14 protein-coding genes are annotated in these 16,276 nt (G+C 49.8%); 11 read left to right on the top strand and 3 right to left on the bottom strand.

The features are described from left to right. Positions 1-1,472: RHS repeat domain-containing protein (locus AC52PS_RS11205; protein ID WP_495563154.1), on the bottom strand; the 1,472-nt coding region annotated here is incomplete at its 3' end. 147 nt (positions 1,473-1,619) lie between these two features. On the opposite strand from AC52PS_RS11205, the gene AC52PS_RS11200 reads away from it, so the two are divergent. From AC52PS_RS11200 to AC52PS_RS11155, 10 genes are read left to right on the top strand one after another with little or no spacing between them, the layout of a single operon-like run. Continuing rightward, positions 1,620-3,854 carry a secretin GspD/PilQ domain-containing protein gene (locus AC52PS_RS11200; RefSeq protein ID WP_495563153.1) on the top strand — a complete coding sequence of 745 codons (2,235 nt, stop codon included), beginning with the start codon at positions 1,620-1,622 and terminating at the stop codon, positions 3,852-3,854. After that, positions 3,854-5,383 (top strand): GspE/PulE family protein, encoded by a 1,530-nt coding sequence (locus AC52PS_RS11195; protein WP_495563152.1) that lies wholly within the window; start codon positions 3,854-3,856, stop codon positions 5,381-5,383. The genes AC52PS_RS11200 and AC52PS_RS11195 overlap by 1 nt, the downstream gene beginning before the upstream one ends. Beyond that, the gene (locus AC52PS_RS11190; protein ID WP_495563151.1) at positions 5,380-6,462 is read left to right on the top strand and encodes a type II secretion system F family protein; all 1,083 of its coding nucleotides are present in this window, start codon (positions 5,380-5,382) and stop codon (positions 6,460-6,462) included. Before AC52PS_RS11195 ends, AC52PS_RS11190 begins: the two co-directional genes overlap by 4 nt. A gap of 13 nt (positions 6,463-6,475) precedes the next feature. Then, positions 6,476-7,597 (top strand): hypothetical protein, encoded by a 1,122-nt coding sequence (locus tag AC52PS_RS11185; RefSeq protein WP_495563150.1) that lies wholly within the window; start codon positions 6,476-6,478, stop codon positions 7,595-7,597. Then, a complete protein-coding gene (locus AC52PS_RS11180) occupies positions 7,594-8,517 on the top strand; it encodes a hypothetical protein (RefSeq protein WP_495563149.1) in 924 nt (307 codons plus the stop codon). The genes AC52PS_RS11185 and AC52PS_RS11180 overlap by 4 nt, the downstream gene beginning before the upstream one ends. Next, complete coding sequence (locus AC52PS_RS11175; RefSeq protein WP_495563148.1) at positions 8,514-9,323, top strand: hypothetical protein; 810 nt, start codon at positions 8,514-8,516, stop codon at positions 9,321-9,323. Before AC52PS_RS11180 ends, AC52PS_RS11175 begins: the two co-directional genes overlap by 4 nt. After that, complete coding sequence (gene gspG / locus AC52PS_RS11170; RefSeq protein ID WP_495563147.1) at positions 9,310-9,756, top strand: type II secretion system major pseudopilin GspG; 447 nt, start codon at positions 9,310-9,312, stop codon at positions 9,754-9,756. The genes AC52PS_RS11175 and gspG overlap by 14 nt, the downstream gene beginning before the upstream one ends. Beyond that, positions 9,728-10,048: a hypothetical protein gene (locus AC52PS_RS11165; RefSeq protein ID WP_495563146.1), complete on the top strand. Its 321-nt coding sequence runs from the start codon at positions 9,728-9,730 to the stop codon at positions 10,046-10,048. Before gspG ends, AC52PS_RS11165 begins: the two co-directional genes overlap by 29 nt. Beyond that, the gene (locus tag AC52PS_RS11160; protein ID WP_495563145.1) at positions 10,041-10,709 is read left to right on the top strand and encodes a hypothetical protein; all 669 of its coding nucleotides are present in this window, start codon (positions 10,041-10,043) and stop codon (positions 10,707-10,709) included. Before AC52PS_RS11165 ends, AC52PS_RS11160 begins: the two co-directional genes overlap by 8 nt. Next, a complete protein-coding gene (locus AC52PS_RS11155; protein ID WP_495563144.1) occupies positions 10,706-11,893 on the top strand; it encodes a hypothetical protein in 1,188 nt (395 codons plus the stop codon). Before AC52PS_RS11160 ends, AC52PS_RS11155 begins: the two co-directional genes overlap by 4 nt. 45 nt (positions 11,894-11,938) lie before the next feature. Here the strand turns inward: AC52PS_RS11155 and AC52PS_RS11150 are convergent, their stop codons facing one another. After that, entirely contained in the window at positions 11,939-12,415 is a 477-nt protein-coding gene (locus AC52PS_RS11150; protein WP_495563143.1) for a prepilin peptidase, read from the bottom strand. Positions 12,416-12,600: 185 nt separating this feature from the next. Between AC52PS_RS11150 and AC52PS_RS11145 the strand changes: the two genes are divergently transcribed. Continuing rightward, a complete protein-coding gene (locus AC52PS_RS11145) occupies positions 12,601-14,463 on the top strand; it encodes a carbohydrate-binding protein (RefSeq protein ID WP_495563142.1) in 1,863 nt (620 codons plus the stop codon). A 75-nt stretch (positions 14,464-14,538) separates the two neighbouring features. Here the strand turns inward: AC52PS_RS11145 and AC52PS_RS11140 are convergent, their stop codons facing one another. Further along, entirely contained in the window at positions 14,539-15,636 is a 1,098-nt protein-coding gene (locus AC52PS_RS11140) for a substrate-binding domain-containing protein (protein WP_495563141.1), read from the bottom strand. Positions 15,637-16,276 lie beyond the last annotated feature (640 nt).

Here is a 16,276-nt window from a genome sequence, read left to right as displayed (position 1 = left end):
GCTGCATCGAACTGGAAAGAATTCTTTCCACCATTAAATTGGGTAACCGATACCACGTTTCCGGCAGGGTCATACTCATAGCTCTGGGAAGCATTCAATCTGTTTATTTCTTCAACAAGACGGTTGCGTTCATCGTAGACGTACCGATATTCGTTGTTTCTGCCATCCAGATGACGGACAAGGTTTCCCGCAGTGTCGTAAAAATACCCATTGCTGTCGCCTTCACCGTTGGTTTCCTGAATAAGTTGATTCCGGAAATTATATTGTGATGTTTCAATATCCCCATAGGGATTGGTAACCTGAAGAACATTCCCCCGGCTATCTACATCATACTCCCAAAGATTGCCTTCCGCATCCCAGCGTTTCACCAAGTGACCGCGAGCGTTGTATTGGAAGTATGTAGAATTGCCCAGCGGATCTGTTATTCGGGTAACATTGCCAAGAACATTGTAGCGATACTCGGTTGTGGCACCATTGCCTTCAATGGTTCTCACCACACGATTAAGTTCATCGTACACATACCTAGTTCTGGCTCCCCGTTCATCAGTAACAGCGGTCATATTGCCGTTTTCATCATATTCGAATAACCGGGTCTGATTACGAGGATCAGTGCGTCTGGTCATATTTCCGCGGCTATCGTATTCGAATAGATATCTGTCGCCATTTGGATCAATACGCCGCACACGTCTTGCTGCGTTATCATATACATACTCTGTAGTTTCATTCAGAGGATTTGTAATCTTGATGAGAAGTCCGTCATGATCATAGGTAAATTCCGTACGATGCCCGGTTTCATCAATACTGGCAGTACGTAGTCCCCTTCCGTTGTACTCAAAACGCTCTGTGCCCGTGTCTGGATGCATGATCTGCTCCAGTCGATCCATTGCGTCATAGATCAATTGAGTTTCATGACCTCTGGGATCTATGACGGAAGACACCAGACCTTCGGTATAATTGTATTGAATTACCCCATCATCAGGATTTGTCTGGAAGCGAATTCGCCCGTTTCCATCATATTCATATGAATAGGTATTTCCATCGGCATCGGTGTAAATCTCTACCTGGTCACGGGATGTGTAGGTTGTGGAAGACGCATCTCCCAGCTGCTCATTTTTGGTTGTTGCAACGCGTCCCAGTGCATCATACTCATAAAGTGTAGTGGCAAAACCATTCACATCTTTAGAGGCCATCCGTCCGTCCGCACGGTAGGAATACGTGATTTCTTCATTGAGCGGGTTCGTAATTTTTTCCAATAAATGACGATCATCGTATTCATACTCCATGCTGTGGCCACGAAAGTCTACTACCTGTACCAGATCCTTTCGATTATCATATACGCGAATCTCGCTGTCACCAGCTGGATTTGTAATTTTGACTACTTGATCATTGGAGTTATATTCATACGTCCAGGTATTTCCTTCACCATCTGTATCACTGATTTTCCGCCCCAGACTGTCAAAATCAGACTCCACTACCCTGTTTTCCGGGGAAATCGATTACCTACACGCTATTCCATCAGAACATCCGGATTCAATGTATCATTCACAATCTTTCCATCGACAATTTTTCTTAAATACGGTAAATTTGCAGAGACTCCAAAAGGACCACGGTACATTTCTATGGCTAATCGACGCGCTGCATATCTCATTCTTCTCGCTTTGCTGATAGTTTCTCTGCTTCCGGTGTCCGCCCAGAGCGACGGCGGGGAGTCGGCCTTCGATTCTGTTCCCGATGTAATGATCGAAGAAATGGAGTTCCGGAATCAGGGCCTTCAGGATGTGCTGTTGAGTCTTGCAAGACTGGGCTCCATGTCGGTTATTTTTGATGATACGGTTACCGGAAGCACCACCCATTTTTTCAGCGATGTATCCCTGGCGGAAGCTTTTGCGGTGGTCGCCAGTTCCAATAATCTTTTTCTGGAAAACCGGGACGGTGTATGGCATGTTTCCCGGATCTCTTCGGGACCAGGAGAGTCTCCGGATCAGCTTCGGCTGTTTGCCCGGGATGTTCGTCCGGAGTTCATCGTTGAAGCCCTTGCCCGGCAGGCGGGAATCACCATTCTCTTCGATCCTCTGCCCGCCGAAGAGATTAGTATTAATGTTGAATCTCTTCCGGTGGAGCGGATTTTGAAGATTGTTCTTGAGCGGTTTCCCGATTACGAGCTGGATGTCAGGGATGATTATTTCTACATTAAATATAACGCCCCGGAAAGCTCCAATGCTCCTTCTGCAGGACGAGGTGGCAACGGGATTAGCCGCAGCGGAGAGGGTCTGTACAGCGTGAATGCCAGGGGACTTCGTTTCAGCGAACTGCTTCGCCAGCTTTTCGAGCTGGAAGGCCGAGAGTACGCACTGATGAAGCAGGGTGACAGCGTTATCGACCAAATGACCTATTCGGATAAAGGTTTTACCCGGATGCTCGAGCTTCTGCTGGAACAGGCGGAGGCGGGCTACAGTGTGCGGAACGACATATATTATATTCTTGATGTGAGCAGAAACGATATTCTGCGCCGTTTTGAAGAGACCAGAACCATCAGCCTGTCCCATATTAAAGCGGAATCCCTACCGTCCCTGTTCCCTTCGGGGATGATTTCCAGCAGTTCGTTTAAAATTGACCGGGAGCATAACAGCATTATCCTCAACGGTCTGGAGGCAGAGCTGGAGGAAGCTTCCGCATTTATCGCCAGAATGGACCGGCCCATAGAAGATAAGAACTATCACCGCTTTGACCTGATTAACGCCCGTACCGAAGATGTAATTGCTCTTCTGCCTGACAGACTGAAACCCAGTCAGCCTATTGTGGTGCCGGGCCAGAGCGCATTTATTATGCTTACTTCCCCCCGCAAGGCCGGCGAAATAGAAGATTTTATCCGTCTTCTGGATGCCGACGGCAGCGGTGTACCGGTGCGTCTGCGTTATTTAAAGAGCGAACAGCTCTTGGAAAATCTTCCTCCCTCGGTGAGTGAAGAGAATATTCTGCAGACCGCCGATCCTACCCTGATTTTTTTTCAAGGCGGTAGAAAGGTGCATGAACGGTTTATGTCGGAGCTTGAACATATAGACAAGCCGATTCCCCAGATCCGGTATCAGCTTCTGGTAATTCAGTTTCAGAATACTGCCAGAACCCGCTACGAGATGAACGCCTCGAACTCTAAACCGGAGATGAGTGAAGGGGAAGACGCTCCTCAGTTCAGCGACAGCAGTTTTATCGGCTTTATCGGGAATTTGCTTCAGCTTGATTTCGATATCGTCTCCAACTTTGGCTACAATTTCGCCGTAGATCTGAATTGGGATATGACGAATTCCCAGGCCCGGATTCTTGCGGATACCACCCTCACCGGGCTTTCCGGGGAAGAAGTGGATTTTCAGAATACCAACACCTTTCGCTACCGGGACAACGAGGTGGATCCGGATACCGGAGAGGTAACCCCCACCGGGGTAACCCGTGAGATTGTGTCCGGGCTCTTTTTGAAGGTGAACGGCTGGTCCAGCGGAGATGAGATGATCACCATGGATATCTCCACCACCGTGAGCAAACAGGGATCGGATCTTTCCAACAACGGAAACCCTCCGCCCACAAGCGAACGGATCATCAATTCCCATATTCGCACCCAGTCCGGTGAACCGGTGATTATCGGCGGCCTGGTGAACCAGGAGGCGGATACCAGCGTAAATACTACTCCCCTGCTGGGACAAATCCCCCTGATCGGCAAACTGTTTACCCAGCAGCAGCGCTCACTGGATGACACGGAACTGATGATTTACATCATCCCCCATTTAGAATACGCCTACTCGGACGAAACTCCTCCGGCAGAGCTGTTCGCCCGGCTCTATGCCGAGCATATGGAGCAGTGATGGTCAGGATCGATTCCTACAGCTCCCTTCCCCAGGGCGATGATCAGTTTCCTCCTCAATTCATTCAGCAATGCGGTGCGCTGATCCTTTCCCGAAACGGGGAGAACATCGAGGTGGGTCTCACTGATTCCGATGATCTGGGCCTTCGAATGGAAATTTCCCGCTTCTTCAGTTCTGAAACCGGAGGAGGTCAGCATATCAGCTTCCAGACAATTGATAACAGTGAACTCGCAAGCTATATTCACACCCGGGCAGACCGGGAGATTCAGGCCCAGGCTGAATATGGGAAAGCGGCGGCAGACCGAAGCGAAGCCCTGGACCGGCTGGCCAACAACGCCCCGATTATCAATCTGGTGAACGGCATTATTCTGAACGCCGTGCGCTCCCTGGCCAGCGATATACACATAGAGCGGCAGAAGCACGACGCCCTGGTGCGATACCGGCTGGACGGGGTACTTTCCCCGGTGCGGAACATTCCCGGGAATATTTTTCCCGGGGTGGCCACCAGGATTAAGATTATGGCGGGGCTGAACATCATGGAAAGCCGGCGTCCCCAGGACGGGCGGATCTCCGTCACCCTTGCCGGGCGCTCCCTGGATATCCGGGTGTCTGCGGTTCCCACCGCCAACGGAGAGTCACTGGTACTCAGAATACTCAACCTCCAGTCCGCCCCGCGTTCTCTGGACACCATCGGGTTCACCCGGGATCAGCTGGATGTGCTCCGAAGAAATACCCGGCTCACCCAGGGATTGATCCTTCTTACCGGCCCCACCGGGAGCGGAAAAACCACCACCCTGAATGCAATGATTAGCGAGATCAACGATGGAATGAAGAAGATTATCACCATTGAAGATCCGGTGGAGTTCCAGATAGACGGGGTGGACCAGATTCAGACCAATGACGATATCGGGCTCAGTTTCAGTTCCATTCTCCGGAGAATTCTCCGCCAGGACCCCAATGTGATTATGGTGGGGGAAATCCGGGATGTGGAGACTGCCCGGCTTTCCATTCGTGCGGCGATGACCGGCCATCTGGTTCTCTCCTCCCTGCACACCAACACCGCAGTGGGAAGCATTCAGCGTCTGCTGGATATGGGTATCCAGCCCTACCTTCTCGCGGGAGTGCTGAAAACGGTGAGCTCCCAGCGCCTGGTGCGAAAACTATGCAGCCATTGCCGGATTCCCGATACTTCGGACGATACACTGTCCGCCATCCAGGATCTACACAGAAAATTTACGCTCCCGCCACCGGCCCCCTCGGTCAAAAGCGCAGCCATCCATAGACAGAATCCCGAAGGCTGCGCTTATTGCGGAGGCAGGGGGTACTCCGGCAGAACTGTGGTGAGTGAGATTGTGGAAATTGACCGGGAACTGGAATATCTCATAGAAAAGCAGGCGGATCAAAAAAGCATCTACGAGTATCTGAAAAGCAACGACCATCGTTCCCTGGCTTCGGATGTGGTTGATAAGGTTCTTGCTGGCATAACTTCCTGGGAAGAAGCTCAATCGGCAATACTGGTGAATGTATGAGCGCAGGTTCTGTAAAACGAAACAGGAGTCGGAGCCTTAATCTGCGACAGCAGCGGGAGTTCACCCAGAGTCTCGCCCTGCTTCTGGGGTCGGGTCTGAGTCTACAGGAATCTCTGGAGATTCAATCAGACATGATGGAAAGCCGCAGGCTGCAAACGATTTCCCGGAAGCTGCTCACGTTCATAAATCAGGGGCTTGCTTTTAGTACCGCCCTCAGTAATCTGAACGGAGTCTTTCCCCCTTCATATATCGGAATGATCCAGACCGGCGAAGAGATCGGCGATCTTGCAGTGATCAGCAATGAGATGAGCGAATATATCAGCCGTCAGGCGGATATTCAAAGCAAGGTCCGTTCGGCCATGATCTATCCCCTGCTGGTTTTGGGGATGGTGTTCACCGGACTGGGGGTCTTTACTCTGGTATTTGCTCCCCGGCTTATTGAGATGTTCGCAGGATTTAATCCTCTTGCTGCCGAGGATTTGGCGTCTTCGATCTCCACCATTTTTCTTACGGCTCTCGGCGGGGTTCTTTTTCTCCTGCTCATTATGCTTCTTCACAGCCTGTATCTGCATAGGAGAAACGACCTTCGCCCCTCTCCCTCACTCTATCGCTGGGAGGGGCTGCTGCTGAAGCTTCCGGTATTAAAGACTCTCCTTGTGGAGCGGGACCTTTTTCAGCTCTATTTTTCCCTTTCTGTTCTCAACGCCAATGGAGTATCCATAGAGCGGGCAATAGAACGAAGTCTCCATGGAGTGTCTTTGCTGACCTTGAAGAAACAGCTTCGCTCATCCCTCTCCGCCCTCCAGAGGGGCCAAAATCTTTCCGCTGCCTTGAATCAAACCAGATCGGTAATTCCAAAACGAACCGTCAGTTGGATCGGCATCGGGGAAAAAACCGGGGATCCTGGTGCGGTGTTCAGCCATCTCTATGAGTATCAGAAGAAATTCCTGGCGACCTATTTTGAACGGCTCATGGCTCTGGTGGAACCCGGACTCACCATATTAGTCGGCCTGATCATTATCTCGGTAATTCTTCAGTTCATTGTCCCGTTTTTTTCCATTTTCACGGAGGTGATATAATGGAGTTTCGCCGATGAAAGAGCTGATAATCGCCGGACTTGAAGCCTGTCACGCACGGATACTGGAAATCCCCCAGACCCATTCGGCGGAGAAAGAGGACTATGTGCGAACGAACGCCCCGTCCCTGTATCCCGATTCTGTTTCCATTGACCGGCTTGAGTTTGTTCTGTTTGATTCCATGGCGCTCATCTACCGCCCATCCCGTTGTGTTTCCGGTGGAAGGCCGTCGGGATACCAGCTTCTTCCTCCGGCGGTCTACGCATTGTGCCGAGGCGGTATGCATCCGGGAGTCTACGATATTTCTGACGGCCGCTACCGTGAAAGATTTCATTTCGACGGGCACAATATACGCCAGCATAGTTTCAGCATCCGGGAAGAAGATCCTTCCCCCACTCTATCCTCCGGCACCGCAGGCTCAGTACCCGAGCATGGGATTTCCTCCGACAGCAGGGAGCATGGCTTTCGGCTGAAACTCATCCTGAAATCTGGTCGGCAGGGCATGACCGAAGACAGCTTTCAAATTATCTCTCCTGAAGCGGATGCATCTTTGGGAAGAGAACTTGATCGGGAATCTCCCGGCAGACTGGCAGAGAGCATGGAAGAGGTCGTTTCAGATTTTTATGCCGGCCATATTCATAACCGGGGCTTTTACACCCGGTCCGGAAAGGGCGGCGTACGTCCGTTTTTGTGGGCACCGGTCGCAATGCTTCTGGGTTTTCTGATTCTCACTCCTCTGTATTTTCAGACTCGTGATATGCGGAGGGAGCTTGAATCTTCCAGGGAACAATTTCTGGAACTTCAGCGCTCGGTACAGACAGGAAATTCGACCGCTTCGGGTAAAAAACTGCCTGAACTTGAGACACTGTTGCTGGAGCATCCCCCCCTGAAGGTGTTTGAAAACATTTACATTCTCACCGATCACGGGTATCCGAATATTCAAATCCAGAGCATCAGCAGCTCAGGAACAGAAGTTCAATTCACCATCCGGGGAGAATATCCGTTGGAACTTCAGGAGGCTCTGGTAAATGATCCCCGGGTGGAAAAAGCCAGAATCAGCCGCATTACCGCCAACCCCGACGGAAGCAGGAATTTTGTTCTGGTGCTCACCCAGGCAAGTGAAGGAGGTTCTCCATGAAGAAGGTACGCCCCCTTCTCATCCATATTCTCCTTCTTACTCTCATTCTCAGCACCGGAGGACTGACAACTCTGGTTCTGCTTCAAAACAGAGCAGCATATACAGACAGACTGGGAAGAATTAGAACTGAAATTGACAAGCTTGAGCAGCTAAGATTGGAAAACCCGGACCAGGTGTCAGGAAATGCGGAAATTCCTCTCTCACTGTGGAAATCTATCCAACATAATCAAGGGATGAGCAATAGAGAGTTTACATCCGTAATTGAAGGACTGTTCCGCAGCCAGGGAATGGGCGTTCTCAGCTTTCAGCCCGGGCTGGATGAGTTCGCCGTTTTGGATTCCCGGCCGCCCTGGATTCTTACAAAGAGCGGCGCAACACGGATTCAGAGCCGAGGAAGTCTTTATTCCCTGCTCACGCTTCTTTCCAGAATGGAGAACGAATATCCCTGGATTCGGATTGAACGTTTTTCTTACCGGCCTCTTTCCGCCTCAGGGGGTGAAGAGATACAAGCAGAGTTTCTGCTCCATTTTCTCAGAATTGCCCACGAACAGGGGGAGTACCCTGAACTGGAAGAACATATTATACTGGAAGAATCCCGGGCGGCAGAAGCATCCTACAGCGGCAGGATGTACGCCAGTTTTTCTCTACCGGAAAAAGATGATCCCGGTGGCAGCGTCGATACTGCGGAAGAGTCTCCGGCCAATACCGGGCCGCCCCGGATTCTTCGGGCCCGTCAGTGGGAATACCTGGGAATGGTTCGGGAGTCGGGTACGCTGAAATACAGCTTAAAGTATGTCCCGGATTCACGGGTAATCCTTCTCTCTGCAGGACAGGAGTGGAAGGACTGGCAGTTTCAGCGGGATGAGGAGTCCAGGCTGATATTCCGATACTCAGGAGAGGAATGGTATATCCCGAAATGAAAAGTAGATCACGCATTACACCGCCGCTATTTCGCGGCAGCTTCGCTGCAGGCAGGATGAATTCTCTCATAATTCTTTGGGTCACCGCAATACTGACCCTTCTGGGGGCATCCTGTACAACCGGGCAGCAGAATCCCACCCGCTTTCAGAATGCCCCCCTCTACGGTATGATTTATGATTATCAGAATATGCCGGTGAAAGGAGTGATCATCCGGGAGGGAGAACAGATTCTGGGCGAATCCGATATTAACGGACGATTTTATCTTCCTGAAATTGAACAGGGCATGCATGAACTGGTAATGGAGAAAGAAGGCTATGAACGGTTGAACCTATCATTCCAGTTCCAGAACCGAACCGAAGCCCTATATATTAAAATGCGCTCGGCCTTCGACTGCATGACCGAGGCCAATAGAATGCTGGCCAGGCAATCCTATGCCCGGGCCGAGGAACTGATCACCCTGGGGTTGGAAATCCAGCCGGATCATCTCGGACTGCTGTTCCTCAAGAGTCTGTATCATTATGAGCTACGTGATTTCCCGGCCTCCTTTGGGCAGATCGCCCTGATTATGGAAGAGTACCAGCGCCGGGAGAAAGAGCTCTACCTCATGTTGAACCAAATCCGTTCTGCTGAACCCGAATTGGAGCAGGATATTTCCCAGCTCATCTCCCGCTTCCCCCCTCCCCCTCAATGGAATATAGACCCGGATACCCCAGGAACAACCGGAAATGAACCCAGCGGTACCAGAACACAAGAACCTGAGAAGAGCGAGCATAGCGATGAAGGAGCGACAAATGACAGCCAGTAAAACAGAGCGCAGAAGAAACTGGGACGGCTGGACCTTCGTGGAAACCCTGGTTGTAATTGCCATTGTGATGATCCTCACCGGAGCTGTCGGCTTCATCGCCTTCCGCTATATTGATCAGGCCCGGGCAGTTGCCGCTCAGAGCCAGATTGAAAGCTACTCCATGGCCCTGAATGCCTATTTTATTGATAACAGACGCTACCCCAGCTACGAGCAGGGATTGGATGCCCTGTGGGAGAAGCCGGTGCTGGATCCTATACCTTCCAACTGGAACGGCCCCTACATCGACAAAGCACCGGAACCCGATCCATGGGATAACGAGTATGTATACGAAGTACCGGGCCCCAACAATCTGCCCTTCGCCATTACATCCTACGGAGCCGACGGTCTTCCGGGAGGAGAGGGAAATGACCGGGATATCAGCTCTTGGGAATAAAGGTGAGCACAAGCGCGGACGAATGAAACTACGCAGCGGTTCTCCTTCAGCCTGGTCGGGAACCATGCTTCTGGACGCCCTCACGGCATTTTTTATTATGCTGTTCGCCTTTGTGCTGCTTCTTACAGCGATGCGGAGCATGGCATCTTTGGGCATGCGTCTGGAAGGGTATAATCAGGTCCGGCTTGAGACACTACGCTCAGGCATTCTCCTGCCCGACGGCACACAGTTATCTCCCGCCCCACTTGCTCCCGGAGACAGCGGCCGCAACGGCGGACAATCCGATGGATAACCACGCCCCCGCAATCCCGCCGGGTTCAGACACCCAGCCGGGTTCACACGCCCAGCCAGGTTCAGACACCCAGCCGGGTTCACACGCCCAGCCGGCCTTACCGGCGTTCAGAGCAGTCCACTCCAAAGGATGGGAGGGGTTCACGTTCTCAGACAGCATTGCCGCAATCAGCATTCTCCTTATTCTCAGTGCGGCCTTTTTCTCTGCAATCATATTCATCTACCGGAATACCGATTCCATTATGGAAAAGGCGGGGCAGGAAGCACGGGCGGGCAGAATTATGCAGGCCGCTGAACAGATGTCCAGCTCAATTTCCCTGCCCTACTGGGCGAACGTGGAACACTCAGTTGATGTGGAGGCCGCATCTGTGCAGTTCCAGGGAGGCTACGCCCTGAATCTGGAGGAGAATGGGCTGCGCTTTATCTTTCCGGAAGGAGAACTTCTGTTTGAAATCTCGTTTGAAACAGACTTGGAAGAACTTCGCTACAACGGCCGTGCGGTGGGTGTGCTGATACAGCTTGTCGATCCCCGAAAGCCTTCTACGCCTGTCTATTCAATTCCCATAATTCCCGCTTCCTACCCTCTGTTCCCTGCCGGAACATCAGGGAAAGAAGCGTCCGCTTTTCCCGGTGCCGATGCATCTGAAGGAGAGCGCAGGTGAAGCACACTCGTTATCCGAGGCTCACAGAAAGATCCTGGCAGGGCGCAATCAGCCCCATCGTATTCATTTTTGTTCTGGTAATTGCCCTGCTCATGGGGGCGGCCGGCATCGGCATGAGGTTCATTCAGCATGAACATATTGCCTTCGCATCTGCGGCAGCACAGAAGCAGAGCAGCAGTGAACCGGTACTGTATGAAGTGGCCGAAGCTCTTTTGCCGGTGCTGTATGAATCTCTCGCTCCCCTTCCAAACTCTCCCCACGGGGAGCTGGAGGAAGCGATGGATGGGGCCCTGACTCGGATACTCAACGACATGAACGACAAAATGGGACAGGCCCCGGACAGGGAACAGCTTGTATGGAAGCTGAAAGATATCTCCAGCCGCCTGCCTGTGAACTGGGTGCACCCCAAGCTTCTGGATCAGGATGATCTTTCCTTTATCTTTCGGGATGGAGCCGGAAGTGAAATGTTTCGGGACATGCGAGCCGAATCTGGACCGATTGTGGATATTCAGCCCCACTATACTGATCTGTTCAGCCAAGATGCCTTGGGAACCCTCGTTACCGCCTACGCTCCGGCAAATATTAATGTAAGCTATCCTGACAGCATCCGACAGCTGGCCGAATTGCGAAGCGGGGATTCCTCCTTTGCCGACCAACTGTTTGAACAAATACAGGAAGGCCTGACAGAAAAGACTGTCTGGAAAGAACGTGATATGCCCCGGCTTCTCAGTCCCTACGGTGAGGAGCTGCAGGGGCTTGTGACCACAAAGGGCACGATGAACGTAAACTACATTCCGGAGGAAATCCTTCGGGCGGTTCTATATTATCCGTACGGGAATGAATCCATAGCTGAGTTTCGCCGCGCCTATGATGAGATTCTCACCCTTCGGGAACGTCAAAGTGTAGATAATATGCTTCTCAAAGATATGCTCTCCCTGGAAGAGGTTACGGAAGATCATCCCTTGGCAGAGCGGGTGCTGGGGTATCTGGGAGACAGAACCTGGTTCTGGATGTTTACACTGGAAAGCGGCGATCTTTCGCTTGAAATTCTGTTTGTACGGCTTGGTATGGAAACCGACAAAGACGGCAGGAATCCGGGGGCCGAGGAGACGGGGACTGAAGAAACGGGCGGTTTGGAACAAACCCGGTTTCAAATCATATCGCAACGGATGGTTACCGAATAATCGGTATCCCCATGAATTCCGCTTTATTTCTGTATTACCCCCACATTAATACACCCACATTAAAATGAGCTGTGCTACAGTATACCCCCCCGCAAGAAACGGGACAAACGGAACCTTCTGTGAATGCTGCCAATCGCCAACTAACCGCTTTTTTCCTGATACACGTATAATGAAAATATAGCACAGTCCCAGCCAACCGCTGATGAGCAAACCAATCGACCACACATCCGGTTCAAACAGCATCGCAAACAGAAACAACAGCTTCACATCCCCCGCACCGATTTTTCCCCGAAGCAGCAACCAAAGAGCCAGAACCATCAGAGCAAGGACGGCAATTTCAACCATGGCAAAAAAATCCATGCGGAACAGCAGGATATGAATCAATGCCCCGAATAACAAAAAAAACGCAGCCGGAGGGTGTACCAGTTGATGCCTGATATCGTAGATGGACAGCCAAACGGCCAAAGGAAGAAAAAATGCCAGACGCAAAACTGCCGCCCACCCGACATAATCTTCAAGCATGATTCCTCCCTTCTGGGAACCACCGTACTCTAATTTGGAAGAAAAATGAACCATCATGTCGGTGGGGGCGGATACTCCTTTGTGCTGCAGTATTTTCTTGTTGACGGCTTCTGCATACGGGCGTAAAATCACATAACCTGTTGAGCCAGGTTCACAGGTTAGTTTTGTCTGTTAGGAGGACGAAAATGGGGAAAAAATTAATCGTTTTGATAATCGTGGCGATAGTGTTGCTGGGATCCTGCATGCAGCCGGTGATTCCCGGTCAGACAGCTACAGAGAGCAGCATATCCCGATCAATAGCTTCAAACACAGCAGAACTCAGCTCACTGTTGGGCTCCGCATCGCCAGGGGACGTAATAGAATTGGAATCCGGTGTTTACAATATTCCGCGCAGCAGTATTCAGCTAAGTGACGGCCAGGGAGGTACAGTAACAAGAAGCTGGTATTTCCATGCCGATGTCGATGGAACTGAAACCAACCCGATAACCCTCAAAAGCAAGAACCCATCGAACCCTGCCATTCTTGAAGGAGATGGATGGAATGAGAACGGATATGTACTCTACATAACCGGCGATTACTGGAATGTTGAAAACATAATTGTCCAGGGAGGAGCCAAGGGACTCATACTTGATAATTCCAATGGAACTCAAGTACAAGGCGTAGAAATTCGCGATATTGGACAAGAGGGGCTTCACGTTCGAGACGGTTCACTAAATACAGTTATCGATGGCATCGATCTTCACGATGTAGGCAAAAAGAACGACGGTTTCGGCGAAGGTGTTTATGTGGGCTCAGATAACTCCGTCTGGAAGGAAGGCGATGGAAGCAACACCGGTGAAAATGGATATCTATACAGCCGGGAAGTACACAATACCATCATCAGAAACTCAACTATAGGACCGAATATTACTGCAGAACCCTTTGATATCAAAGAAGGAACAACCGGAACAATAATTGAAAACAATATAATTTATGGTTCAGGGGTTTCTGGACAAAACTATGCGGACAGCCACATAGACTTGAAAGGAACATGGGCAGTCGTTCGATACAATACAATCTATCAATCCGGGAATAGCAACATCAAGCGGGCAATTATGATTGTTCCCCGCCAAAATTCTGGTGTAGACGACCAATTTACTGCTCATCATAATTACATTCATGATAATGATTTTACCCTGAATAGCGATGTTGATGTTGCAGTGGCAAACTCCGGTTCAGAAGAAAACTATGCCTGGAACAACACTCGTATTCCCGATGCGGGGGATTGGTATAATAGCAGAATAATTGAAGCTCAACCGCCAAACTATGAACCCGGAGACAATCCGGATACTGAACCTGAACCAGACCCAGATCCGGACACTGAACGCCACAACCTTCCAGGAACAATCCAGGCTGAAGATTTTTCCCACATGAGCGGTATTCAGACCCAGCCCACTAGTGATGTAGGCGGAGGCGAAAATGTTGGTTGGATAACAAGCGGCGATTGGATAGATTTTGAAGTCGATGTTGCCTCGTCAGGTTCGTACGAGGTGACATATCGGGTGGCATCTTTATCTAACAACATTAGATTTTCTCTCAAGAGTGGCAGCACTATCCTGGACACGGTTAACAGCGCAACCACCGGTGGATGGCAAACCTGGAAAACGGTAACGAAAACAGTTACCCTCTCGGCCGGGGAACATACTCTACGTATAGCAGCAACCGGCAGCGGATGGAACATAAACTGGATAGCGTTCAATGAGGCTGAAGATTCTTCTGGTGGAGAGGATGGCGGTTCTGACGGTGATATTACCGTGCTAACTTCGGCAGATAAAGAAGTAGATTTCACAGTTAACGGAACAAGAGAATTTCAGATACCAAGCGAAAGCAACGGCGTACTCCAGGTCTATAAACCATGGCAATCTGATGTACAGGTTTCGATAAACGGCGGAAGCTTTCAGCCTACTCCAGAAGACTGGGGAGGGAAGTTTAATGTCCCTGCCAATAGCACTCTAAGCGTCAAGGTCCAGACACAGTCATCAATGGATATAGCATTTAAGTGGTGGTAGGACTTGACCGGCGACCTTGGATTGAAAGGCAATCAACGGCGGAAGGGAGAATTCCCTTCCGCTTTATTTCTGCAATTATGCCGGTGCGGTACTGCCACGGGTTATAAGCCTAAGTTTTGATTTTTTACTCACTGATTGGCCATTCAGAATGCCTTGAGTAAAGGCATGGATAATCGTCTTCCCGTCTTCGAAGAAAGATATTGAAATGCTGGATAAGTCCGGATATAAGTCAGAACAAAACGGATAGTCATTTATCCCGATTATCGCAAAATCCACTGGAGCCTTGAATCCCAGAGTAGCTGCTGCCCGCATAAAAAACATTGCAATCACATCATCCACTGCAATGAATGCATCAATAGCCTGTATATTTATTTCAGCCACCTGTGGCAAAATAGTTTTATATATAACTTCTCGTTTGACATTCTTTGGAAAATCTAAATTTACAACTCCACTAGGCGCAAGGGTCAGCCCATGCTCCACAGCCAAAGAAGATATCAGTTTAACCCGCTGCAGGCGCGGAGCATTTCCATTTGCATCACCAATCAGCCCGATCGTCTTATGACCGCATTTCCGGAGATGTTCAAGTGCCATGTTAATGATCGATTCCTGAGAATACACAAATGAATTCTCACAAAAATCCGGGTTTGACAGATTTGAACCATAGAAAATATAGGGAATGCCCAATGCATCAAGATCCGAATATGTCTGAGTAAGCGGATCGGGGTTGGAATAAAAAATTATACCGAACAAATGTTGATAAATCAGAGAGATGTCCGGAAGGATATGAGAAAACTCATCAGGGCTGATTGGTATGACGATAAAATTATTTCCATGATGCTGACATTCACCATATAAGCCGGATAAAAACTCCAATTGGGCATAGCGGTGATTCTGGAAGGGATTTTCATCCTGAACCGAAACTACAAGGATCTGACGCTTCTTAATAGTCGGAGAAATAAATGTACCCTTACCGTTTACACGGTAAATAAACCCCTCTTCCACCAGCTTTTGCAGACTCTGTCGGACTGTTGTCCGGTTTACATTGAAGCGTTTTACCAATTCCTGTTCAGAGTAAAACCTGGTGTGGGGCTTAGGTTTCTTTTCCCTGATTTCCGAAAGAAGCGAGTAGTGGAGTTGTTTGGTTTTTGTTAGTTCTTTAAACAAATCATTCATGGTTGATATTACGATGTTATACCATTGCACTGCTTCATACAATATAGAAAGGAATTTTCACACTTTACCATTGAATACATATTCAAGCTATGCCAATGTCCAGCTGCATGGTATGAATACTTGCCCATGCTTCCGGGGAACACAGTTTTTAAATTGTCTTAGCCCGTAAAAGCTGCATACCTGGTAACTGTGTTGTCAATAACGGTATAAGAGTTCCGCTTTTCAACGGTTTCAGAATTCCGCTTTTTTGGGGGTATTCGATGGATTCTCAGGCACGTATCAGGGAGTTGTTTTAAACCACATATGTCCACCTTATGGGCACGTATGGTGTAGAATATTTATTACGTGATTCTGGGATACGGGAAACCACAGATTGTTATTGAATTATATTAGATTGATGCGCTTGATTCGCGCCTTTGGTTGCATAGGCGAACAAGCGGCACATGCCGCTGACCAGCCTTTGGTTTCCTGCAGAACGGCTGCAGCCTAAGCAATTGTCTTGGTTTATGAAACGTCGTATACTTGTGTCTATGGCAGAACGAAAGCCCTGGGACAGTGCATATAAATTCCTTTTCTCAAGCAAGCAGGTATTTCATCAGTTTCTCACCCGCTTTGTGGAGGAGGATTTTGTGCAGGGGTT

The organism is Salinispira sp., assembly GCF_059431795.1.
Note: the sequence above shows the minus strand (reverse complement) of the source record. Positions and strands in the feature narration are given on the sequence as shown.

Bases quoted from the DNA above. Each gene is read 5' to 3' on its own strand.
- AC52PS_RS11200 (WP_495563153.1), top strand. From the start codon at position 1,620: ATGGCTAATCGACGCGCTGCATATCTCATTCTTCTCGCTTTGCTGATA.
- AC52PS_RS11195 (WP_495563152.1), top strand. From the start codon at position 3,854: ATGGTCAGGATCGATTCCTACAGCTCCCTTCCCCAGGGCGATGATCAG.
- AC52PS_RS11190 (WP_495563151.1), top strand. From the start codon at position 5,380: ATGAGCGCAGGTTCTGTAAAACGAAACAGGAGTCGGAGCCTTAATCTG.
- AC52PS_RS11185 (WP_495563150.1), top strand. From the start codon at position 6,476: ATGAAAGAGCTGATAATCGCCGGACTTGAAGCCTGTCACGCACGGATA.
- AC52PS_RS11180 (WP_495563149.1), top strand. From the start codon at position 7,594: ATGAAGAAGGTACGCCCCCTTCTCATCCATATTCTCCTTCTTACTCTC.
- AC52PS_RS11175 (WP_495563148.1), top strand. From the start codon at position 8,514: ATGAAAAGTAGATCACGCATTACACCGCCGCTATTTCGCGGCAGCTTC.
- gspG (WP_495563147.1), top strand. From the start codon at position 9,310: ATGACAGCCAGTAAAACAGAGCGCAGAAGAAACTGGGACGGCTGGACC.
- AC52PS_RS11165 (WP_495563146.1), top strand. From the start codon at position 9,728: ATGACCGGGATATCAGCTCTTGGGAATAAAGGTGAGCACAAGCGCGGA.
- AC52PS_RS11160 (WP_495563145.1), top strand. From the start codon at position 10,041: ATGGATAACCACGCCCCCGCAATCCCGCCGGGTTCAGACACCCAGCCG.
- AC52PS_RS11150 (WP_495563143.1), bottom strand. From the start codon at position 12,415: ATGCTTGAAGATTATGTCGGGTGGGCGGCAGTTTTGCGTCTGGCATTT.
- AC52PS_RS11145 (WP_495563142.1), top strand. From the start codon at position 12,601: ATGGGGAAAAAATTAATCGTTTTGATAATCGTGGCGATAGTGTTGCTG.
- AC52PS_RS11140 (WP_495563141.1), bottom strand. From the start codon at position 15,636: ATGAATGATTTGTTTAAAGAACTAACAAAAACCAAACAACTCCACTAC.